The sequence below is a fragment of the Flavobacterium sp. genome, from assembly GCF_017744675.1.
GTDB lineage: Bacteria > Bacteroidota > Bacteroidia > Flavobacteriales > Flavobacteriaceae > Flavobacterium.
The window spans coordinates 156,010-177,907 of record NZ_JAGIAV010000005.1 but is presented as its reverse complement, the minus strand read 5'-3'; the positions used below and the strand labels follow the sequence as shown (position 1 = coordinate 177,907).

The 21,898-nt window shown below is 31.8% G+C and carries 19 protein-coding genes; 6 read left to right on the top strand and 13 right to left on the bottom strand.

What is annotated here, in order from left to right:
* Positions 1-30: 30 nt before the first annotated feature.
* The gene (recQ, locus tag J7574_RS17800; protein WP_290971674.1) at positions 31-2,226 is read right to left on the bottom strand and encodes a DNA helicase RecQ; all 2,196 of its coding nucleotides are present in this window, start codon (positions 2,224-2,226) and stop codon (positions 31-33) included.
* Between the two features lie 86 nt (positions 2,227-2,312).
* Here recQ and J7574_RS17795 point away from each other — a divergent pair, with 86 nt between their 5' ends.
* The 4 genes from J7574_RS17795 to lptB all read left to right on the top strand — a co-directional run bounded on the left by J7574_RS17795 (position 2,313) and on the right by lptB (position 5,378).
* Positions 2,313-3,278: an SIS domain-containing protein gene (locus J7574_RS17795; RefSeq protein WP_290971671.1), complete on the top strand. Its 966-nt coding sequence runs from the start codon at positions 2,313-2,315 to the stop codon at positions 3,276-3,278.
* On the top strand, positions 3,278-4,093 hold the full coding sequence (gene tatC / locus J7574_RS17790) for a twin-arginine translocase subunit TatC (RefSeq protein ID WP_290971669.1): 816 nt from the start codon (positions 3,278-3,280) through the stop codon (positions 4,091-4,093). The genes J7574_RS17795 and tatC overlap by 1 nt, the downstream gene beginning before the upstream one ends.
* Entirely contained in the window at positions 4,086-4,436 is a 351-nt protein-coding gene (locus J7574_RS17785) for a carboxymuconolactone decarboxylase family protein (protein ID WP_091496500.1), read from the top strand. Before tatC ends, J7574_RS17785 begins: the two co-directional genes overlap by 8 nt.
* Before the next feature lie 201 nt (positions 4,437-4,637).
* The gene (lptB, locus tag J7574_RS17780) at positions 4,638-5,378 is read left to right on the top strand and encodes an LPS export ABC transporter ATP-binding protein (RefSeq protein WP_008464443.1); all 741 of its coding nucleotides are present in this window, start codon (positions 4,638-4,640) and stop codon (positions 5,376-5,378) included.
* 72 nt (positions 5,379-5,450) lie between these two features.
* Here lptB and J7574_RS17775 read toward each other — a convergent pair whose 3' ends face one another.
* Positions 5,451-6,305, bottom strand: coding sequence for a glycoside hydrolase family 25 protein (locus tag J7574_RS17775; protein WP_290971663.1), 855 nt, complete (start codon positions 6,303-6,305; stop codon positions 5,451-5,453).
* Between the two features lie 9 nt (positions 6,306-6,314).
* Positions 6,315-7,025, bottom strand: a complete 711-nt coding sequence (locus J7574_RS17770; RefSeq protein ID WP_290971661.1) for a CDP-alcohol phosphatidyltransferase family protein — start codon at positions 7,023-7,025, stop codon at positions 6,315-6,317.
* Between the two features lie 276 nt (positions 7,026-7,301).
* Between J7574_RS17770 and J7574_RS17765 the strand changes: the two genes are divergently transcribed.
* Positions 7,302-8,285, top strand: coding sequence for a PorV/PorQ family protein (locus J7574_RS17765; RefSeq protein ID WP_290972312.1), 984 nt, complete (start codon positions 7,302-7,304; stop codon positions 8,283-8,285).
* 33 nt (positions 8,286-8,318) lie between these two features.
* On the top strand, positions 8,319-9,455 hold the full coding sequence (locus tag J7574_RS17760) for a DUF4105 domain-containing protein (protein ID WP_290971659.1): 1,137 nt from the start codon (positions 8,319-8,321) through the stop codon (positions 9,453-9,455).
* 4 nt (positions 9,456-9,459) lie between these two features.
* Here the strand turns inward: J7574_RS17760 and J7574_RS17755 are convergent, their stop codons facing one another.
* The 10 genes from J7574_RS17755 to J7574_RS17710 form a co-directional block, all read right to left on the bottom strand.
* Positions 9,460-10,854 (bottom strand): sugar transferase, encoded by a 1,395-nt coding sequence (locus J7574_RS17755; protein ID WP_290971657.1) that lies wholly within the window; start codon positions 10,852-10,854, stop codon positions 9,460-9,462.
* Positions 10,855-10,914: 60 nt separating this feature from the next.
* The gene (locus J7574_RS17750; RefSeq protein WP_290971655.1) at positions 10,915-12,255 is read right to left on the bottom strand and encodes an O-antigen ligase; all 1,341 of its coding nucleotides are present in this window, start codon (positions 12,253-12,255) and stop codon (positions 10,915-10,917) included.
* 10 nt (positions 12,256-12,265) lie between these two features.
* Positions 12,266-13,354, bottom strand: a complete 1,089-nt coding sequence (locus J7574_RS17745; RefSeq protein ID WP_290971653.1) for a glycosyltransferase — start codon at positions 13,352-13,354, stop codon at positions 12,266-12,268.
* Positions 13,351-14,415, bottom strand: coding sequence for a glycosyltransferase (locus J7574_RS17740; RefSeq protein ID WP_367272608.1), 1,065 nt, complete (start codon positions 14,413-14,415; stop codon positions 13,351-13,353). The genes J7574_RS17745 and J7574_RS17740 overlap by 4 nt, the downstream gene beginning before the upstream one ends.
* Positions 14,416-14,514: 99 nt before the next feature.
* Complete coding sequence (locus J7574_RS17735) at positions 14,515-15,525, bottom strand: glycosyltransferase family 2 protein (RefSeq protein WP_290971651.1); 1,011 nt, start codon at positions 15,523-15,525, stop codon at positions 14,515-14,517.
* Positions 15,522-17,066 (bottom strand): glycosyltransferase family 2 protein, encoded by a 1,545-nt coding sequence (locus J7574_RS17730; protein WP_290971649.1) that lies wholly within the window; start codon positions 17,064-17,066, stop codon positions 15,522-15,524. The genes J7574_RS17735 and J7574_RS17730 overlap by 4 nt, the downstream gene beginning before the upstream one ends.
* 1 nt (position 17,067) lies before the next feature.
* Positions 17,068-18,237, bottom strand: coding sequence for a glycosyltransferase family 4 protein (locus J7574_RS17725; protein WP_290971647.1), 1,170 nt, complete (start codon positions 18,235-18,237; stop codon positions 17,068-17,070).
* Positions 18,234-19,559: an alpha-1,2-fucosyltransferase gene (locus tag J7574_RS17720; protein WP_290971645.1), complete on the bottom strand. Its 1,326-nt coding sequence runs from the start codon at positions 19,557-19,559 to the stop codon at positions 18,234-18,236. Before J7574_RS17720 ends, J7574_RS17725 begins: the two co-directional genes overlap by 4 nt.
* Before the next feature lie 21 nt (positions 19,560-19,580).
* Positions 19,581-20,462, bottom strand: a complete 882-nt coding sequence (locus J7574_RS17715; protein ID WP_290971643.1) for a hypothetical protein — start codon at positions 20,460-20,462, stop codon at positions 19,581-19,583.
* The gene (locus J7574_RS17710; RefSeq protein WP_290971641.1) at positions 20,462-21,895 is read right to left on the bottom strand and encodes an MBOAT family protein; all 1,434 of its coding nucleotides are present in this window, start codon (positions 21,893-21,895) and stop codon (positions 20,462-20,464) included. The genes J7574_RS17715 and J7574_RS17710 overlap by 1 nt, the downstream gene beginning before the upstream one ends.
* Between the last annotated feature and the right edge of the window lie 3 nt (positions 21,896-21,898).

The following is a 21,898-nucleotide window of genomic DNA, read 5'->3' as shown; positions in this document are numbered from 1 at the left end:
GTTGGAATTTGGAATTTAAAATATTGGAATTTAATTTGCGACTTCACTAATAAACTTAATACGCATTAAACGCAATTCATCAATATCGTAATCGCCGTCAAATTCTTTTAGGGCATCTTCGATTTTATCCGATTCTGATTCCATGAAGTAATCATGAATTTCTTCTTGCTGATCGTCATCTAAAATATCATCGAGCCAATATTTTATGTTTAGTTTTGTGCCAGAATAGACAATTTGTTCCATTTCTTTGATTAGCGCATCCATCGAAAGTCCTTTCGCGGAAGCGATATCATTTAATGAAAGTTTTCTATCAATATTCTGAATAATGTATAGTTTGTTGGCAGAGTTTACTCCTGTAGATTTTACGACTAAATCGTCTGGGCGAATAATGTCGTTGTCCTCCACATAACGACTGATTAGGGCAACAAATTCGCTTCCGTATTTTTTAGCTTTTCCTTCACCTACACCATGAATATTGTATAATTCTTGTATGGTTATCGGATATTTCAAAGCCATATCCTCGATTGAAGGATCTTGGAAAACCACAAACGGAGGAACTCCCAATTTTTTAGCCACTTTTTTACGAAGTTCGCGAAGCATTCCAGTTAAAACTTCGTCTGCAGTTCCAGACGATTTTCCACCAGTTACGATTGTTTCGTCATCGGCTTCTGTGTATTCATGATCTTCAGACATCATAAATGAAACTGGCTTTTTAATAAAATCTAAACCAGCTTTGGTGATTTTGATTACACCATAAGTTTCAATGTCTTTAGACAAATAACCAGAAACCAGAACTTGCCTTAACAATGCCATCCAATATTTTTCGTCATGGTCTGAACCAGAACCAAAATAAGGCTGCGTATCTGTTTTGTGCGCTTTAATCACAGCATTAATACGCCCGATTAAAGTAAACACAATTTCTTTTGATTTGTAAATATGTTTGGTATCGCGAACAATTTCAAGCAATTTAACCACTTGATCTTTGGCTTCGACTTTATGTTTCGGATTACGAACGTTGTCATCCATATCGGCACCTTCGCCGTTTTCGCTGTCAAATTCTTCACCAAAATAATGCAGCAAGAATTTTCTACGCGACATTGAGGTTTCGGCGTAAGCCACAACTTCTTGCAAAAGTGCAAAACCAATTTCTTGTTCGGCAACTGGTTTTCCAGACATAAATTTCTCCAGCTTTTCTACATCCTTATAAGAATAATAAGCCAAGCAATGTCCTTCTCCGCCATCACGTCCTGCACGACCCGTTTCTTGATAATAGCTTTCTAGTGATTTTGGAATATCGTGGTGAATTACAAAACGAACGTCTGGTTTATCAATTCCCATTCCGAATGCGATTGTTGCTACCACCACATCTACGTCTTCCATCAAGAACATGTCTTGATGTTTGGCCCGGGTTTTAGCATCAAGACCTGCATGGTAAGGAACAGCACTAATTCCGTTTACTTGTAAAACTTCAGCAATCGATTCTACTTTTTTTCGGCTTAAGCAGTATATAATTCCAGATTTGCCTTTATGCTGTTTGATAAATCGAATAATATCCGACTCAATATTTTTTGTTTTTGTGCGAACTTCATAATACAAGTTCGGTCTGTTGAATGATGCTTTAAAAGTATTTGCATCAGCCATATCAAGGTTTTTCAGGATATCTTCCTGAACTTTTGGGGTTGCCGTTGCAGTAAGGCCAATAATTGGCACTTTACCCAGCTGCTTAATTATATTTCTTAGATTTCTGTACTCTGGCCTAAAATCATGTCCCCATTCTGAGATACAGTGCGCCTCATCAATAGCAACAAAAGAAATTGGAACGCTTTGTAAAAAGGCTACATATTCTTCTTTTGTTAATGATTCTGGGGCAACATACAAAAGTTTAGTCAATCCAGAAGTAATATCTTTTTTGACTTGAGCAATTTCTGTTTTAGTTAAAGAGGAGTTTAATACATGTGCAATTCCATTTTCAGACGAAAGGCTTCGAATGGCATCAACCTGATTTTTCATCAAAGCAATTAAAGGAGAAACAACAATCGCTGTTCCTTCTCGAATTAAAGCTGGTAATTGATAGCAAAGAGATTTTCCACCACCAGTCGGCATAATTACGAATGTATTCTTTCCGTCTAAAATACTTGTAATGACTTGCTCCTGCAAGCCTTTAAATTGGCTAAAGCCGAAATACTTCTTTAATTCTTTATGTATTTCAATTTCATTTGAATTCATTCTCTATATTAATGGTATTTTGTATAAATTTGCAACACATAAAGATACAACTTTCTTTTATACATACAAATTTTAAATATTCTGTTTTGATCACAAAAGAAAATATATTGGCGATCGCCAAGAAAACAATACTCTCTGAAAGTGAAGCAATTACAAAACTAATTGATTTTTTGGACGAAAATTTTTACGAAGCAGTCCAACACATATACAATTGCAAAGGCCGTTTAATCGTAACGGGAATTGGAAAAAGTGCCATAATTGCTCAAAAAATGGTAGCTACTTTTAACTCAACCGGAACTCCTTCTATGTTTTTGCATGCTGCAGAAGCAATTCACGGCGATTTAGGTATGATACAAAACGATGACGTCATTATTTGTATTTCTAAAAGCGGAAATAGTCCAGAGATTAAAGTTTTGGTTCCTTTGTTAAAAAGATTTGGAAATACCCTAATTGCTATTACCGGAAACATTACTTCTTTTTTGGCAAAAGGTTCAGATTGTATTTTAAACACTACAGTAAACATCGAAGCTTGTCCGATAAATTTAGCACCAACAAACAGCACCACAGCACAGCTCGTTATGGGAGATGCTCTAGCGGTTTGCTTAATGGAAATGCGTGATTTTAAACCCGAAGATTTTGCTGTTTATCATCCAGGTGGTGCTTTAGGCAAGAAATTATTGCTACGCGTAAAAGACATGATCGAGCATTCATTAAAACCAGCTGTTACTCCAGAAACCTCTATCAAAAAAGCAATTTTCGAAATTTCTGAAAAAAGATTGGGCGTTACGGCAGTAATTGAAGACAATAAAATTATCGGAATTATTACGGATGGAGACATCCGAAGAATGCTAAACAACGTAGATACTATTGCGGACTTAACTGCAAGAGATATTATGTCTAAAAATCCTAAAGTGGTTTCTTCAGAAACTATGGCGGTTGACGCATTAAATATTTTAGAAGATTTCTCAATCACGCAATTAATTGTTGCTGACGACGGAGAATATAAAGGAGTTTTACACTTACATGACATTTTAAAAGAAGGAATCGTATAATGGCAAAGAAAAACCTTGGCGAGATGTCATTTTTAGATCATCTTGAAGAATTAAGATGGTTATTAGTTAGAAGTACACTTGCAACATGCATCATGGCATTTGTTACTTATTTTATTAGTGATTATTTATTTGATCAAATTATTTTAGGTCCGATTAGGCCAACATTCTTTACCTATGTTTGGTTTTGCGACTTATCGCATTCGTTAGGTTTTGCAGATAGCATTTGCATTACCGAGCTGAACTTTATTATTCAGAATACCGAAATGGAAGGTCAGGTTAACATCTTTGTATGGATGTGTCTTCTGGCAGGTTTTATTCTGAGTTTCCCTTATATTTTATGGGAAATCTGGAAATTTATCAGCCCAGCTCTTTATGAGAAAGAAAGAAAAAATGCAAAATTGTTCATTTTCGTTTCTTCATTGCTTTTCTTTTTAGGAGTATTGTTTGGGTATTTCGTTGTAATTCCGATGTCGGTAAACTTCGTTGCAACTTTCTCTGTGAGTGATGTGGTAAAAAACCAATTTACACTCGAATCCTATATGGGAATGGTAAAAACAAGTATTTTAGGAAGTGCGATCTTTTTTGAGCTTCCAATAGCCATTTACTTCTTAACCAAATTAGGCTTGGTAACTCCTGAATTCTTAAGAAAATACTGGAAATATGCTGTAGTAATTATTTTAATTATCGCCGCAATTGTAACTCCGCCAGACGTTGTAAGTCAGACCATTGTTGCTATTCCGATGCTAATTATCTATGAAGTCAGTATTCTTATTTCGAAGATTGTCTATAAAAATAAATTAAAAGAAAATGTCTGATATAGTTCAAGAATTTAACGACTATCGTTCTAAAATGAACGAAAAACTGCTTGCTGACAATAACAAAATTGTAAAGCGAATTTTTAATCTTGACACCAATGCTTATGCTGAAGGTGCTCTTGATGTAAAAACAAAAGAACTTCTTGGTCTTGTTGCTTCTACAGTTTTAAGATGTGACGACTGCGTAAAATACCATTTAGAAACAAGCTATAAAGAAGGAGTTTCTAAAGAAGAAATGATGGAAGCAATGGGAATCGCAACTCTTGTTGGAGGAACAATTGTAATTCCACATTTAAGAAGAGCTTACGAGTTTTGGGAAGCTCTTGAAGAAGCGGGAAAGTAATTAGAAAATGTGTCAATTAGATAATTAGATAATTACCTTAAAAACATAAATATCTAATTTTGAAAATGCAATAATTTGTTAATTCATTTATCTGATTGATTATTTTACTTTTAATTTGCCTCTTCAAATAAATTTTAAAATTGAATTTGAGCCAGTACAATTATCTCATTTTCAAATTATCTAATTATCTAATTGAACTAAATGAAGCTAAGAGCCGATAATTTAATCAAAACATATAAAGGACGTAGTGTTGTAAAAGGAATTTCTGTTGAGGTAAATCAAGGAGAAATTGTAGGACTTTTGGGACCAAATGGAGCTGGAAAAACAACGTCTTTTTACATGATTGTGGGATTGGTAAAACCAAATCAAGGAAACATCTTTCTTGACGATTTGAATATTACCGATTATCCAATGTACAAACGTGCTCAGCAAGGAATTGGTTATTTGGCGCAAGAAGCTTCTGTATTTAGAAAATTAAGCATCGAAGATAATATTCTAAGTGTACTACAATTGACCAAACTTTCTAAAGAAGCGCAGATTGCTAAAATGGAAAGTTTAATTGAAGAATTCAGCTTGGAGCACATTCGCACCAACCGAGGCGATTTACTTTCTGGAGGTGAGCGTCGTCGTACAGAGATTGCACGTGCGTTGGCCACCGATCCAAAGTTTATTTTGTTGGATGAGCCTTTTGCAGGAGTTGACCCTGTTGCGGTTGAGGATATTCAGCGAATTGTAGCACAATTAAAAAATAAAAATATCGGAATCTTAATTACCGACCACAACGTTCAGGAGACCTTAGCGATTACCGATAAAACATACTTAATGTTCGAAGGTGGAATTCTTAAAGCAGGAGTTCCAGAAGAATTGGTAGAAGACGAAATGGTTCGTCGCGTTTACCTTGGGCAAAACTTCGAACTTCGCAAGAAGAAATTGGAATTTTAAAAAAGTGATCAGTGTTCAGTTTTTTTTAATGTTCAGTTTTACTGATTACTTAAAACTGAACACTGAATACTCCTATTCTACTGTAATAAAGTGCAATTGTTCTAAGTCACCATTGTAAATATTAACATCAACACGATGTTTAATTCCTGGCAAAGAAGCTTTTTCTGTAAATTGCCAAAACAGCCAATCATCTTCAATTTTTTCTCTATAGAAATTATAATTGGCAATCCAGAAAAGATATTCGCTAAACTCTTCCTTCAAAAAATCTGAATAATATCTTTCACCCGAGTAAATTATTGGGCGAACTTGGTAATGTTTTTCAACTTTATTCAACCAACGTTTTAAACCTTTTTTCAAACTGTCTAAAGGCTGGTTTTTAGGCAATTTTTCGATATCCAAAACTGGCGGAAGATCTCCCTTCTGCAATTTTACAGTTTTAATAAAAAGATCGGCTTGTTCTATAGAATTTTCGTTGGGACGATAATAATGATAAGCGCCACGCATGATTTTATTCTCTTTTGCACCTTCCCAGTTTTTTTTAAATTGTCTATCAACTCGGTCATTTCCGGCAGTGGCACGAATAAAAACAAATTGAACGGGATATTTTTCGTCCAGAATTTCGACTTCTTCCCAATCGACTTTTCCTTGAAATTCAGACACGTCAATTCCGATTACTTTCCCTTTATGATTTTCGAGAACACGAATATTTCGTACGTCAGAAAGATGTTTGTCTACCTCATCTTCATCTAAAACTTTTTCTGTTTTAAAACCTAAATAATAAGCAAGTCCTTTGCGATAATGATAAATTATCCCAATGAATAAAAGTCCGAAAAAAATCAATAACAATGAACGAAAAAGCCTACTTAGAAAAGATCTTCCAGCGGGCTTTCTTGAATATGTTTTACGATAAGTCGTTTTTCTTGCCATTAAAAAGAATTACTTTTTCAAAAACAGATTATTGATAATAGACAACAATACATAAAAAGCAATAATTAATGGAATTGCGATGTATTGAAGCAAAATAATCATTAATACCGAAATAATCAGAAACACAATCTGAAGAGCATTTTCTTTAAAACTGAATTTTTTAATTTTTAACGCAAACAACGGGATTTCGGCATTCAAAATATAAGCGCTGCATAATGTTATAACTAGCAAAACCCATTGATTGGTTAAAATTTCCAGAACCATCAAGGAGTCTGAAAATGAAATAACCAAAGGAAGGCTTAAAATAAATAATGCATTTGCCGGAGTTGGCAATCCGATGAAAGAATCTGTCTGGCGAGTATCGATATTAAAATTAGCCAAGCGATAGCAAGATCCTAAAGTAATGATAAATCCTAAGAATGGAATTGCTGGATGTGTTCCTAATTCGTGTGCGCTATTGGTGAACATGCTACACATAACATATCCTGGCGTTACACCGCTTGTTACCATATCTGCAAGAGAATCTAGTTGCAGTCCGAGCGGACTTGAAACTTTAAATAATCTGGCAAAAAAACCGTCAAAAAAATCAAAAAAGATCCCCAAACAAACCATGTAAAAAGCCATTAGATAATTATTTTCGGAAACAAAGACAATTGCGACACAACCGCAGAAAAGATTAATTAATGTAATTAGGTTTGGGATATGTTTTTTAATATTCATAGTTTAAAATTTTGATAATGGCAGAGAACAAATTTAGCATAATAACTGGATGCAAAACGAGTTTTTTCGAGAGTTTTTTAATTCGAAGTATGACTTTGGGAATATTTAACTAAAGGAACTTATTAGATGAGTAAAATATCATATTTTTGATAAAAATTTTAAAACAGGCCTCGATCTGCAAAAACATATACGTTGAAGAAATATTTAGTGTTTTTATTCTTTTGGAGTTGTACTTTTCAATATGCGCAAACCGTTCGAAAATATTCGAATGAATTTATGAATATTGGGGTCGATGCCGCAGCTCTTGGAATGGCAAGTGCCGTAACCGCTTCTTCAAATGATGTAAATGCGGTTTACTGGAATCCAGCAGGTCTGACACATCTAGAAGATCACCAGATCGCTTTAATGCATGCCAGCTATTTTGCCAATATTGCACAATACGATTATATTGGTTATGCAAGTCCAATTGATGACAGAAGTGCTTGGGGAATTTCGATGATTCGTTTTGGAGTTGACGACATTATGGACACCACGCAGTTAATAGATAATCAAGGAAATATAGATTACAACAGAATTAGCCTGTTCTCTACTGCAGATTATGGTTTTACTTTTTCTTATGCTCGAAAATTGCCTGTAGACGGATTTCAGTATGGAGTGAATGCAAAAGTAATTCGAAGAATAATTGGAAAATTTGCCAATTCATGGGGTTTTGGATTTGATGTCGGACTTCAGTTTGAAAGAAATGACTGGAAATTTGGCTTAATGCTTCGCGATATTACTACAACTTACAACGTTTGGAATATTGACGAAAAAGAATATGCTAAAATTGCTAATGCGATTCCGGGAGAAAACAACGAATTGCCAGAAAGTACGGAAATAACATTGCCTAAAGCGCAATTGGGAGTTTCAAAAAGATTTGATTTCCATAACGAATGCAGTCTTGTTACTTCTGCAAATTTAAATATGCGATTCGAACAAACAAACGATATTATTTCAACAAAAGCTATAAGTATAGACCCAGCTCTAGGGTTTGAGTTTGGTTATACCGATTTGGTTTTCGTACGAGCTGGTGCAGGAAATTTTCAGAATGTAACACAATTGGACAATACTGAAAAAGTAAACTTTCAGCCTAATATTGGTTTAGGTTTTAGATACAAAGGCATACAGATTGATTATGCTTTAACCGATCTAGGAAACCAAAGCACAGCACTGTATTCTAATATTTTTTCGTTGAAAGTAGATTTGGGTATCTTTAGATAATTAAAACCCATAAAACATTTAAAATTTTAAATCATGAAAACTGTCATGTCAAAAAAAGCATTTTTTATTGTATTATTCTTAGCAAGTTTTATTGGTTTCAGCCAAAGTTTGGCTTTATCGAAAGATGCTAAAATAAGCGTTTTGACATGCGGACTTGGAAACGAAACGTATTCGTATTTTGGACATACGGCGATTCGAGTAGCCGATCCCGCAAATAATATTGATCTTGTTTACAATTATGGTGCTTTTGATTTTAGAACACCAAATTTTGTAGCAAAGTTTGCAAAAGGTGATTTACAATATTTTATTATTACACATTCTTTTTCTGATTTTCTAAATGATTATAATTATGACAAAAGAAGTGTTTACGAGCAAGAACTTCAAATTTCTACTCCGTTAAAGCAGACTATATTTGACAACCTAAACAAAGCTCTTTTCTCTGACGAAAGATCGTATACTTATAAATTTATTGATAAAAACTGCACTTCTATGGTTGTAGATGTAATCAACAAATCACTGGGAGAAAATGTAATTACTAAAAAAGAAGATACAGACAAAACCTATCGTTCTATTCTATTTCCTTACTTTGATGGTCATTTCTACGATCAGTTAGGAACAAGTATCATTTTTGGAACTAAAGTCGATCAAATGGGAACACGAATTTTTCTTCCTTTTGAATTGAAGAACAGTTTAGACAAAACAACTTTCCAAAACAAGCCTCTAGCTGCAAAAAGCAAAACGTTATTAGAGTTTACAAAAGAAACTCCATCTTCTCGGTGGAATAACATCTATACCTATCTCTTTATTTTGCTTTTTGTAATCTTTGCCAGAAACAAAACAGTTGACAAAATCTATTTTTCGATTCTCTCTTTAATTGGAATATTCTTTGTTATAATGGGATTTTATTCTTTTCACCAAGAACTGGCGATGAATTATAATGTGTTGTTATTTAGTCCACTTTTACTGGTTTTAGTTTTGTTTTCAATTTTCAAAAACAAATTATGGACTTATAGATTTTCGCTAATCAACTTTGTACTTTTAGTGATTTACTTTTTGTTTTTGATTAACAAAGCACATTTTTTCATCACTTTACCTTTAATCATTACAAGCGGAGTGGTTTTAGTGCGAACCGCAATTCGCAACAAAAAACCAATCCCGATTATAATCTAAAATATTACTGTCCTCTATAGAACAAAACTGTGGTAATGGTTTTGAAGGTGATACTTAAATCCAGAAAAACACTTCTGTGTTTGATATAATACAAATCGTATTGAAGTTTAACCAAACTCTCATCTATTGATTCTCCGTAGGAATAATTTACCTGCGCCCAACCCGTAAGTCCAGGTTTAATTACATGGCGTGTTTCATAAAAAGGCATTACAGCTGCGATTTCTTCAACAAAAAATGGTCGCTCAGGTCTTGGGCCAATTACGCCCATATCTCCTTTTAGAATATTAATAAACTGTGGAAGTTCGTCTATTCTTGACTTTCGCATAAATTTACCAAACGGAGTAACTCTTTTGTCATTGTGAGTTGCAAAAACAGCTCCATTGGTTTCCGAATTTTCGGTCATGGTTCTGAATTTATAAATTTTAAAAACAACTCCGTTTTTACCAACTCTTTCTTGTGTATAAAAAAGACTCCCTTTGTTTGCAAAGAGATTGCAAAGAAAAATTATCGGAATAAATACTAAAGAGATTAAAAGACCAAATATAGAAAACACAAGTTCTATAAGCCGAACAAAAGACAAATAAAGCTTATTGCTATTACTTCTGCTGAAAGGAAAAAATCTATAAAAATCCCTTTCGATATGATGAACCGGAATTCGTTGTATTTTATTTTCGTAAACCTGCGCATACTCTCGAATAATAGCTCCTTTTTCTAATAAATGAAGCAATTGTTGATATAGATCTGAAGTAATACCATCTGTTTTTTGCGAAGCAATAACAATTTCTGAAACATGATTTGTCGATACAAAATGTTCCAAATCATCCTTCTTTATTTCTTTTACATAATGAAAATCTAAGTTTTCATCTGCAATAGAATCGGAATTTACGAACCCAATAATTTTGTAATGTGGATCTACATTTTCCAATTCTAAAACCAATTTTTCAACTTCGCTCTGATCGCAAATTAAAACCGCATTTTGCGAAAATCGATGTGAAGCCAAAAAATAGCAGTAAAACAATCGCCATAAAAGCAATGTAAATAAAATCGTAAAATAAAATATAAGGATAACGAGTCGCTGTTTTGGCAAAACAGGAGAAAGAATAGGCGTAAATAAGTAAGCCAGAACAGTCGCTGTTGCAGTAAAAAAAACATTCTGCAGAATATGAAGCTGATTGCTTGCTACCTGTAGATTATAAATTTCGAATATTACTCCGAAAATGTAGAGGTAGGCTATTAGCAAAAGAGTGCTCAATGCATTGCGCACATGAAAATCAAAATAATGATAGTCGAATATTGAGCTTAAGAGACACAAAGCAGCTAAAGTAAAAATAGCATCGAAAGAAAGAAGCAATATCCTCCGTTCCGAAATCTCAAAATGCATTTTCTTTTTTGATAACATCACTTGTAGGTTTTTAATTTGGGCAAAGCAAATGTATCGTAAAAAAATATAACTAATCTATTAATTTTCTGTTTCTTCAGGAATTTTTACCTGTATAGAGAGGAGACATAGGGCGTATATAAAAGCTGGTGCCGCCGTTCGCATTGCGGCATGGTTTATTGTTAAGAGCCAAAAAGTAAAGAAGGAAAAAAAATATAAGTGCTGTTTATTATGTAAATATAGAAAGAATGGTACTATTAAAAGAATTAAAAAAGCTATTCCTCCAAAAATTCCATGCTCGGCCAGCAGTCTCGTTATCTCGTTATGTGAAGCCACTTCTGCTCCTAATTCTTCTACTCTCTTTGATTTACTCAGTCCTGCCCCAACCCCAAAAATAGGATTATCGGTAAAAAGCTTTATTTCTATATCCATAATCTCTTCTCTTCCTCCTAAACGATCTTTTTTCTCACGCCCTAAAGCATCTTTATTCGCATAACGTTTCTCAATAAGTCCTTTTGTTTGGGAAGAACTATATGTCCAGACCCCAATACTTAGGATTCCTGTTAAAATAAATACTAAACTTAATTTCTTTTTTCCTTTTGCATTAGAAAAATAATAGAGTAAAAGCAAAAGACACACAATCATTGCCGCTGCTGTCATAATTCCACCTCTCGAAAAAGTAACAATGCCTCGATAACTGATAAAAATAAATAATATCGAATTTACTAATAACTCTAATTTAGATTTTGAGAATAGAATCAACTGTGTAAAGAAGATAAACATTCCAAGTCCCAGAATGGTAGAAACCTGATTTGGCCCAAAACCTCCTGATGTTTCAAAATTTGATTGTGTACCAGTCACAACATCTTTAATACTTGGTGTATATAAAAATAGATATATAGTTATGGAAATTATTGGGAATCCCATTGCTATTAAAACTTTACCAAGCGTATCAAATGTAATTCTTCTATTGTACATATAAATCGCACAAATAGCTATGCACAATGGACCTGATAAATTAAAAACTAAAACTTTTTTTATATCAATATCAATCCCAGCTTCGGATATCGTAACGAAAATAGCCGGAACTAATAGTAATAGAAACACTAAATATATTAATCCATTTTTCGAAAAATTACTATAAATCATTCCACAAATCATGAAGAATATGACGGAAAACTTTACAAATTCATTGTTTAAATTTCCTCCTGTCATTCGTAAAAGAACCTCTGCTCCTACTAAATAAGCACTTACAAAAAGTACTTCATTGTTTTTATTTTTACGTTTATAAACAATTGTAAATCCTATAATAATAATAAGTAAAGCATATATCTTGGATATAAAAGGAAGAACAAATACAACTAATGCTAGCAATGCATGAAAAACAATTATGGTTAAATAGGTAAGTTTTGTGTTTTTCATTTTAAAATATTTATTCTGCAAAAGTAATCAAAGATTCTAACCATGTACTGTACTCTTCTAAAATTGCTTTTTCGCTAAAATTTTGATTCACAAAAAAATTCAAACGATTACCCAATAATTTTCGGGTATCCTGCTCTCCAATCAATTTTTGAACAGAGGTTACAAACTGATCTAAATTATTCGAATCAATTACCAAACCTTCATTAGCTGAAGGAATAACTTTTGAAATTTCACCAACATTTGTTGCAACAACTGGTAGACTTGCAAATCCATATTCCAAAACGGCAAGAGGAAGACCTTCCGAGAACGAAGTCAAAACTGCAATTTCGCACTGTTTTAGCAAATCGGTGACATTATTTACTGCTCCATAAAAAAATACATCTTCAGACAACCCTTTATCTTTAACCTGTTGCAATAGATTAGCACTATACGAATCATTAAAATCTTTCCCTATCAAATGAAAAGTCCATTCCGGATTTTTTTTTTGAATTTCCTTTGCCCCATTAATTAACAATTCATGGTTTTTTTGAGGCCGCAAATTTGCAACACAAATTATTCTTTTACCATCTTTTCCTTCTAATTTAAAGGTGTTTAAAGAAGCCGTAGACTCGATTATAAAATTAGGGAAATATATAACGTTGGGGCAATTCAGATAATTTTGCGCCCACTTTTTTAGAGCTTCGTTGACAGAAATAATTCCTAAAAAGAAAAAAGATGAGAGTTTTAAGATCAAATTTTTTCGTGCTGAAAGATTCTGTGAAATTCCATAATGATCATGCCAAATTATTTTAATCTTTGGCATTGCTAGTTTCACTAAAACCGCAATAAAGAATGAAGAGCTATGTGCATGGACAAACTCAACTTTATTTTTCTTAATGTAACTTCTTAATCTAAAAATTGCACTTATATCTAGAGCAGATTTTTTTGCTAAGAATGCATAATTGACTCTTTGATTTACATAATCTAAAAGCAAACCTTCACATCTTGTCGCAACTAATCCTGAAAATTCAATTTTATTAGCAAGTGAATTTGCATAGTTTACAGCCATACGTTCTGCACCGCCAACTTCTAACGAATCTATAATCTGTACAATTCTCATTTTATCAGCAATTCTGCGATTTCTTTTTCAAAAACATCTGTTGTAAAATTGCGTGACCATTCCATCGCTATTTGACTTTTTTTAAAAAAAATACTTTGGTTTATTATTAAATCTTCAATCTGCTTAGCATCTTTGTCCAAATCCATTTCAAGCAGTTTCCCGCGTTTACCTGAATCTAACATATAAGGAACACATGATACTTTTGTTGCTATTGGAATAGATCCCCAAAACATACCCTCTGCTATAGCTTTTGGCCATCCTTCACTTTTTGAAGGCAAAATTACAAAATGGCTTTGTTGATAAGCTTTCTTTAAAGTTTCCTTATTCTGATTTCCTTTTAAAATTATATATTTCTCCAATTTATTCATTTGAACATAATTTTCTAAGGAATCTCTTTCTACACCATCCCCATACAAATCTAATGTCACATTATGCCCCTTTATCATTAATTTCTCAACTAATTTTACACTATATAAAGGATTCTTACCAGACACTAAACTTCCAACAAAAATGAACTCAATTCCATCCTTAAAATCCGTTTTTTCAATATTTTCTTTTTCAGATTCTGAATAAGTTGCTGTGAAAAATGATTTTATATTTTTTGATTGATTTTCCCAATCTCCATATACCAACACCTGCATATTCCTTGTTAGAAATGCATTATTAAGAATCCATTTTTGCAAACGATAGCTCCAAGGCTGTTTGCTTTTAGGATCCCAATTTCCGGCATATTTTGCTGTTTTAATTTTATTTGGAAAAAGAATTTGAACAAAACAACCAATTAACCCCATATTTCCAGGACATCTTAAATGAATGTGATCTGCTTCTTTCATTCCCAAAAATATCTTCCAAAAAATAAATGGCAATTTAAAAACTGAAGCCAAAATATTTTTCACACTAATAAAATTAAAATTAGGGGCTGTCTTAAATTTTATATTATTATGTTGATACGAAATATCTATTGGAGTTATTTCTCGTTTTGTTAATGGAGCAACAATAATAACCTCATCAACATACTTCAACCAAATATTCATTTCTTGAACATAAGGTGAATATCCCAAATATTCATTGTTTTTATAAACATGAGATACGTGGGTTATGATAACAAATTTAATTGACTTCAATCTTTGTTTTTTACAATCGTTAGAATTCTCTATTTTCTAATTATCAGAAATTGGCAAAACAGGTTTAGCAAAAATCAAACTGAAATAGCCTACCATCCTTCCAATCGCTTCTGTTAATGGAACTTTCTTATTTTTCTCAGTCAAGACATTAACAAACCGAATTAAAGCCAATACAATAGTAATAGCATTCCATTTAAAACGATCAATGAATTTTGGATTTGGATTTTTAATTCTCCAAACATACCAACCATTTTTAACTACCATTTTCCCATACTTATATTGATTTGGTCTCCCTGATGGATCATGATAATGATACAACTTGGCATTTGTATTAATTACATTTTTGCCAAATTGCAAAGCTCTTAAACTAAAATCAGCATCTTCATACAAACCATATCCTTCAAAAAATTTTGAAAATTTAATTTTATCAAGTATGTGCTTTTTAAAGGACATCGACATGCCAATCAGCAAATCCACTTCATAAGTTTTACCCGTAAAAGGAAAACCACAAGTTCTTCCATGCGAATAAAGTGGCATTCTACTTGGTCCTAAGTTTGAAGCTAAACCAAGAAAATTTCTTGCAATGTTTCTTAAACCTTCTTTATAAAAATATCCTTCAAACAAATAGAACTTCTTTTTATTGTAATTTCTGTTCTTCTCTTGAGGCTTCCATTTATTTTCATTAATTGCAATTCCTCCAACACCAACAACATCAGCATCGTTCTGAAATGAATTGCAAATTTCCTTAAAATACGAAGGTGTTAATACAGTATCATCATCCAAAAAACAAACAATTTCAGATTCTGGATCTATTTTTGAAATTCCGAAATTCCTCTGTTTCGTTAGGCCTCTATCTTGATCCGAAACTTTGAAATACTTTAAATTATCATATTCATATTGTTGCAAAATTAGTCTAGTCTGGTCATTAATAGATCCGTCAATAATTAAAATTTCATTTGGATAATTTTCTTGGATTTTAACCGACTCAAGCAGTCTCTGCAAAGGCTCAGCCCTCATATAAGTGCAGATTATTAAAGAAACTCTCATTTTTTGTTGTATAATTTGTTCGCCCAATATAAGCTTCTGTCCCATTGAATGTTGTAATTGCTGTAATATCTAATAGGATTTTTAATTTTTTGAACACTGTAGAACTTAAAGAACAGAGTCGTTTTATAACCTTTTAATTGTTGTTTGGTTAGATTTAAAAGATTGTACAACATAACTGTTGGAGATGGTTTAGGCTGAATTAAATCATTGGACCAAGCTAAAATATGCTTTTCTCTGAAACCTCCAATTGGCGCTTTGAGATGAATTATATCTGGTTTGGGAGAAAATATTACATCAGAACCTTGGTTTCTAAGTTGCATTCCATAGTCACTATCTTCTCCATAACCAAATTCAAAACTTGCGTTGTAAGATACAGATTCTATGTTTTTTGATTTTACAATACTACATCCAGAGCCAAAATTACTTGATTGAAATCTAAACTTGATTTTTTTATTTTCAGCATAATCGGGTGCATAACATCCAAATGTTACTTGTTCTAATCCATCTTTTTTTATTACCTCAAAAGCTTCTTCTAAAAAATTCTTATCAATTCGGATATCATCATCTGCCATAAATACCCATTCGCTGTCTATTTCTACAAGAGCTAAATTTCTCGCATTACACGCTCCTGTTTTATGCGTAAAAATATGCTTTATGTAAAATGGCCAATTGCCACTTTCAATAAAATCAAATTCTGAAACGGAACCAGTAGCAGGATTTTGCTCTACTATTATAACATTTTTTGGCAAATATGTTTGCAATGCTAAATCTTTTAAGAAATCGTACAAGTATTTTTTGCGCCCAATTGTCGGAATTATGACATCTAGAGTCCCTTCTACTATTACTTTTTTTTGCGATTGGTTTTCTACAACTTGTAATAAGTCATCTTTTAAATATCGTTTACTGTAGAATAGCGAGAAAAAAAGAGGTAAAAGAGCAAACTTTCTTTCGTAAAGGAATAAATTTATAAACAACAAAAATATCCAACTTACTTTATAATGTTGCTTAATAAATCGAAATAAAAGAAAATTATCATTTTTAAATTTTGGGAATATTACATCAGTTTTTTCAAGCAAACTAGGTTCAGAGTAACAATATAACCCTAATGGCATAGCCAATTTTGCTATTGAATGCAATAAATAATCAAAGTTTGAATCTTTATAAATTTGATTATTTAAAGTATTTAAAACCTCTGCATGAATTCCGCCGATATGGCTACTCATAATCCAAGTTGGATAACTAACTCCTTTTTTAATATTTAAGAATAGAGATAGATCTGAATATCCAATCGCTTCTGAAAAAAAAGAATTTGATGACAAATTATAAGATGCCATTATTTTTTTATGGTGAAAAATTTCTTCAAGTTTGGTATAATTTAAATTTGATTTTAAATCTAAATGGCACCACACGATGAGACTATCGGGATATTGCTCTGCGATTTGAAATAAATTGGAAGTCATACTTTTTTCAGAAAATACAACATTTTCTCCTTTAGAGCTTACTTCTACAATTTTATTATTCTGATGATAAATAATTACCACTTTATAGTTTTTTAAAGTTTATCATTTTTTGGTAAAAATCAATATTCTCAAATAGCAGTTTACTTATATCAAATTTTTCTTCTATTCGACTCCGTGCACCTTCACCTATTTTTTTGGCTAGTTGCTTATCTTCAAAAATCTCTTTAATTCGTCTAGCGTATAAATCATGATTTGAAGGATGTGCCAAAAAACCACTCTCTCCATCTATAATCAATTCTTCAGACCAGCCAATATTACTATTGACAACTACTTTTTGCATGGCCATAGATTCAATTGTTACCATCCCGAGTGTTTCTGCAAAAGTTGGAAACACACAGACGTTTGCTTTCTTTATGTAATTTTGAATTTCGCTGTATGGAATTTTACCTAGATAATTTACATTCTTCAAATCATCTACGGTAAATAACGTTTTCATTAACTCCCAAGTTGATTTAGAGTTTGTTTTTATATCTGGAGCATCGCCGCCAATTAAAATTAATTTTGCATCAGGAAAATCTTTGCGCACATCCTTAAAAATTTCAGGAAGCTCTAAAACTCCTTTTTTTCTAACTAAAGTTCCAGCATATAAAATCAGGTTTTTTTCAAATTCTTCTGGTTTTTCGTTTTCAAAGTTTTGAAGATTCAAACCATTATGAATTGTTTTAATTTCTTTTGCTTTTATCTTAAAAAGCTTACTCGAAACTTCTCCCGCAAATTTTGTTGGGGCAATAAATGCATCTGCGTTATTGATTGCTAATTTTTCAAACCAGAAATTCTTAAGCTTTTGTTTTCTATTTTCCAAATAGCAGAAATAAGCATCACTTCCATGAAAACGAATTATCAACGGAATTTTAAAACCCATAAATGCTGTAATTCCTGTCCAATCTGGAGCTTCAATGATGTCAATTTTTTCTTGGAGAATAATTTTATTAATGAATTTATTTATCTTTTTTCTATTCCAATAAAAGTTAAAGAATTTTCCTTTTCTATTATTCAAACTATAAATTGTAGCATTCTCTTCTTTAATAACAAATTCTTCTTTTTGCCCATATACAAAAACAGAAACTTGCACATTAAATTCTTTTAGCTTTTCGGCCAAAGTAAAAACACTTGTACCAATTCCTCCATCGTGACCAAAGGCATTATGAGGATAATGAGAAACAATGTAAGCAACATGTAGATTTGGTTTCATTTTTTTATTTTGTTCAATTTTTTCTTCACGCTGCGTTTTAACTGTCTCTCTTTTGTTTTTAAAAATCTTTTAAAACTAAATTTGTAACCTCCAATAGTAAGAAATCTACCTGCGGAAAAACATAGTAAAAACTCATTTTCGGCACTCTTATTCGAATTTAAAGCAACGCTTTTCTTTAAATAAATCTCCTGTTTAAAATTTTTCTTTTTCTTCTCTCTTTTGGAGAATGAAAAGATTTTTGAAAAAAAACCAAAATCTTTTTGTTCAACAAATTCTTTATAGTTTAATACTTTTGATACCCCAAATACTTCCACAGCATTATTAATAACCAAGTCTATCTTAGTTTTTTTAAGCTTTAAGAAAGAGAAATAAACTAAAAGCGGAGGCAAAAAATAATCTTTATTTATGAAATAAATATTTTTTGAAGGCTCAAGATTGTTCTCATTTGAAACAAATTCAGCCTCAAAATAATTTGACAAATATGTTTTTATTTCATCATTATTCCTGTCCATATTTATAGAAAAAGCTAAATCGGAAAACTTAAGTTTTTCATCTAAATGATTGTATTTTGTCCACCTTTCAGGATAATAATCTTTATCATTAAGCTCTTTGCTTTTTTCTCCATCAAAATTTTTGAATGGCCTTATAATTTTTGAGTCACTTTTTTCTCCCAGCCACGCTGTCCACCAAGAAAAAGTAGAATTACTAATTATAAAATCATCGCACATTGCTCCTAAACAAAGTTGTTCTGTTTCATTTAAATCATTTCCAAAAAATGCATTTTCTAAAAATGAAAAATGATATTTGCAATAATTGATGTCGTCGCTCAAAACAATAAGATTACAAGAATCCCATTCAGGAAAAAATATTGCTAAGCTATTCAAGTAATAATTTATCGGAAGCTGAAAATAGTCTTTGTGGTTTACAAAATCTCCTCTGCGAATAGAAATTAAAATTGTACGCTTTTTAAAAGCTTCGCTATATCTTTTCTTTATTTTTTCTTTTAAAGAATCTGAAAACTCGAAATAGTGTTTTGTCAATTCAATATCAAAATATTTTTCTGTTTGCAGCCAGCCAATAATATCATAATGATTAGTTCCAAAAGTCCATTGATGATAATGGTATTCTTTTTCTTCAATCTGATTAAACAAAGATTGATCTAAAGACAAAAGAGGCAGTCCATTTTTAAAGGCGTTTTGATGTTTCCATTCTAAAAAAGAGAATTCATGATTATTTCTGGTCGCTAAACCAATAGTCGAGGCTATTTGAAAAAGCTGATTTCCCAAATTACCTTTCTTCCCTATTTTACTAAATGTTATCATCTTTAATGTTGAAAAGAACTATTATTTATTAAAAAAATCTTTAATAATTCTTGCTGTAAATAATCTTGCCCCTTCATCTGTCATATGTCCACATGAAGAAAAATATTTATTTTCGATAACTGTATTCTCGTAATTATGAATTTCTGGATATGCTTTTTTTATTTTATCAAAATAATTCATCCCCACAACATTTTCGCACATAGGAGTTGTAACAGCAATAAAATTGATTTTATTTTTTTTGCAAATTTCTTTAATCTCTTCGTAGTATTTATTATGTGGCAAAGGATTTAAATTGACAATATTATTTTTCATATTGCCATTTTTATGTTTTTCTAAAGGATAATATCCTAAATTATCTAAAGCATTGGTTTTTTCTTTTGATGCTATTTTATAGATTTCGCGAAAACCAATCTTAGAATCAAATTTCACATATCTATAAAAAGGTATATAATATAACTCTTCAAAATTTTCTTCTGTCGAAAAATGATCTTTAATAACCTTTGAGCAATGCATGTAAGGTAAAAACTTGGCTGCTACCCCTTCAGATTCTTGATCATTAGAAAGATTTAGATCTGCTTCTAGAATTACATTTTTGATTTCATATTTTCTTTCGATCATCAATTTCAACATTAATGAAGCTTCAAACAAATGTCCTCCGCTCATTCCATAGTTAAATGTCGTTAACCCTTTGTTTTCAAACATTTGTGACACAAAATGATTATTTGCTCTTGAAGAACCTAAAATCACTACATCATATTTTTTTGCTGTAGAATTAAAAACAGTTTCGATTTTTCCACGATTTCTGGACTGCATAAAAACATAAGTATACAATCCGTCAAAAACAACCGCGACCAAAACTATTAAAAGAAAAATTCCTAATATGTATAATAAAAACTTCTTCATTAAAATTGAAAATAAATAAATTCTTTATAATCTGAATAAGTTCCAAAAGCAATAATAGCGATAATAGCGAGAGCCATTTTTAACATGCTTCTTTTTCCTGAAATTGGCTCAACTTTAGTTTTATTATTCCATTCAACTAAAACAAATAAGCCAATCATCAATAATAATTCATAATTATACCTTTCATTATCTAAATATTGAGAACTGAATTCTCCATTAGTAAATATTCTTTTTAGATATAAAACGGCATCTGTGATGGTACGTGCTCTAAAAAATACCCATGCTACACAAGTCAATAAAAAAGTAGTGAGAATGCTAAAAAGTACTTTTACAGAATCGAAATTCCATTTTAAAGTAATAGAATCCATATTGTTCCGATTGCTATTAGACAACAGTAAAGGAAGGAAATAAACCGCATTTATAAATCCCCAAACAATGTAAGTCCAATTGGCACCATGCCAAAATCCGCTTACGATGAAAATGATGAACGTATTTCTAATTTTCATCCAAAGTCCGCCTTTACTACCTCCTAACGGAATGTACAAATAATCTCTAAACCAAGAAGAAAGCGAAATATGCCAGCGGCGCCAAAACTCGGCAATATCTCTTGAGAAATAAGGGTAATTGAAATTCCTCAACAGATCTAAACCAAATAATTTAGAAACCCCTAACGCAATATCTGAATATCCCGAAAAATCTCCATAAATCTGAAATGCAAAATAAATTGCTCCCAAAATCAATGAAAAGGAATTCATTGAAGAATAATGATCAAAAATGGCGTTCGCATAAACGGCGCAAGTATCCGCAATGACCACCTTTTTTACCAGTCCCCAAACAATTTGATAGACTCCTTCTTTTGCTTTCTCTAAATTAAATTCACGTTTTTCTTTTAACTCAGGCAATAAATGCGTTGCTCTTTCTATTGGTCCTGCAACTAAAAGTGGAAAATAGCTCACAAAAAGGGAGTAGTCTATAAAGTTGTATTCAGCTTTTATTCTTTTATAGTAAATATCAATTACATATGATAATCCGTGGAAAGTATAGAATGAAATTCCGACTGGTAAAATTACATTTAACAAAAATGGATTTACTTTAAACCCAAATGAAGTAAACATTTCTGCAAATGAAGTTGCAAAGAAGTTATAGTATTTAAAAATTCCTAAGAATCCTAAATTCACCAAAACACTAAGCCAAAACCAAAATTTACGCTTTTTTTCTGAGTCGCTTTTTTCAATTTGGATCCCAGTGAAATAATCTAAAAATGTAGAAAAAACGAGCAGAAATAGAAATCTCCAGTCCCAACAGGAATAAAAATAATAACTCGCAACAATTAACAAAGCATTTTGCGTGCTTTTAGTTTTATTGAAGACAAACCAATACAGAAAAAAAACGATTGGTAAGAATATGGCAAAAGCCAAAGAGTTAAAAAACATAAC

What these genes read in the sequence shown, in the direction of transcription:
- recQ (WP_290971674.1), bottom strand. Translation starts at nt 2,226, where the DNA reads ATGAATTCAAATGAAATTGAAATACATAAAGAATTAAAGAAGTATTTC.
- tatC (WP_290971669.1), top strand. Translation starts at nt 3,278, where the DNA reads ATGGCAAAGAAAAACCTTGGCGAGATGTCATTTTTAGATCATCTTGAA.
- J7574_RS17785 (WP_091496500.1), top strand. Translation starts at nt 4,086, where the DNA reads ATGTCTGATATAGTTCAAGAATTTAACGACTATCGTTCTAAAATGAAC.
- lptB (WP_008464443.1), top strand. Translation starts at nt 4,638, where the DNA reads ATGAAGCTAAGAGCCGATAATTTAATCAAAACATATAAAGGACGTAGT.
- J7574_RS17775 (WP_290971663.1), bottom strand. Translation starts at nt 6,305, where the DNA reads ATGGCAAGAAAAACGACTTATCGTAAAACATATTCAAGAAAGCCCGCT.
- J7574_RS17770 (WP_290971661.1), bottom strand. Translation starts at nt 7,025, where the DNA reads ATGAATATTAAAAAACATATCCCAAACCTAATTACATTAATTAATCTT.
- J7574_RS17765 (WP_290972312.1), top strand. Translation starts at nt 7,302, where the DNA reads ATGAATATTGGGGTCGATGCCGCAGCTCTTGGAATGGCAAGTGCCGTA.
- J7574_RS17760 (WP_290971659.1), top strand. Translation starts at nt 8,319, where the DNA reads ATGAAAACTGTCATGTCAAAAAAAGCATTTTTTATTGTATTATTCTTA.
- J7574_RS17755 (WP_290971657.1), bottom strand. Translation starts at nt 10,854, where the DNA reads ATGTTATCAAAAAAGAAAATGCATTTTGAGATTTCGGAACGGAGGATA.
- J7574_RS17750 (WP_290971655.1), bottom strand. Translation starts at nt 12,255, where the DNA reads ATGAAAAACACAAAACTTACCTATTTAACCATAATTGTTTTTCATGCA.
- J7574_RS17745 (WP_290971653.1), bottom strand. Translation starts at nt 13,354, where the DNA reads ATGAGAATTGTACAGATTATAGATTCGTTAGAAGTTGGCGGTGCAGAA.
- J7574_RS17735 (WP_290971651.1), bottom strand. Translation starts at nt 15,525, where the DNA reads ATGAGAGTTTCTTTAATAATCTGCACTTATATGAGGGCTGAGCCTTTG.
- J7574_RS17725 (WP_290971647.1), bottom strand. Translation starts at nt 18,237, where the DNA reads ATGAAACCAAATCTACATGTTGCTTACATTGTTTCTCATTATCCTCAT.
- J7574_RS17720 (WP_290971645.1), bottom strand. Translation starts at nt 19,559, where the DNA reads ATGATAACATTTAGTAAAATAGGGAAGAAAGGTAATTTGGGAAATCAG.
- J7574_RS17715 (WP_290971643.1), bottom strand. Translation starts at nt 20,462, where the DNA reads ATGAAGAAGTTTTTATTATACATATTAGGAATTTTTCTTTTAATAGTT.
- J7574_RS17710 (WP_290971641.1), bottom strand. Translation starts at nt 21,895, where the DNA reads ATGTTTTTTAACTCTTTGGCTTTTGCCATATTCTTACCAATCGTTTTT.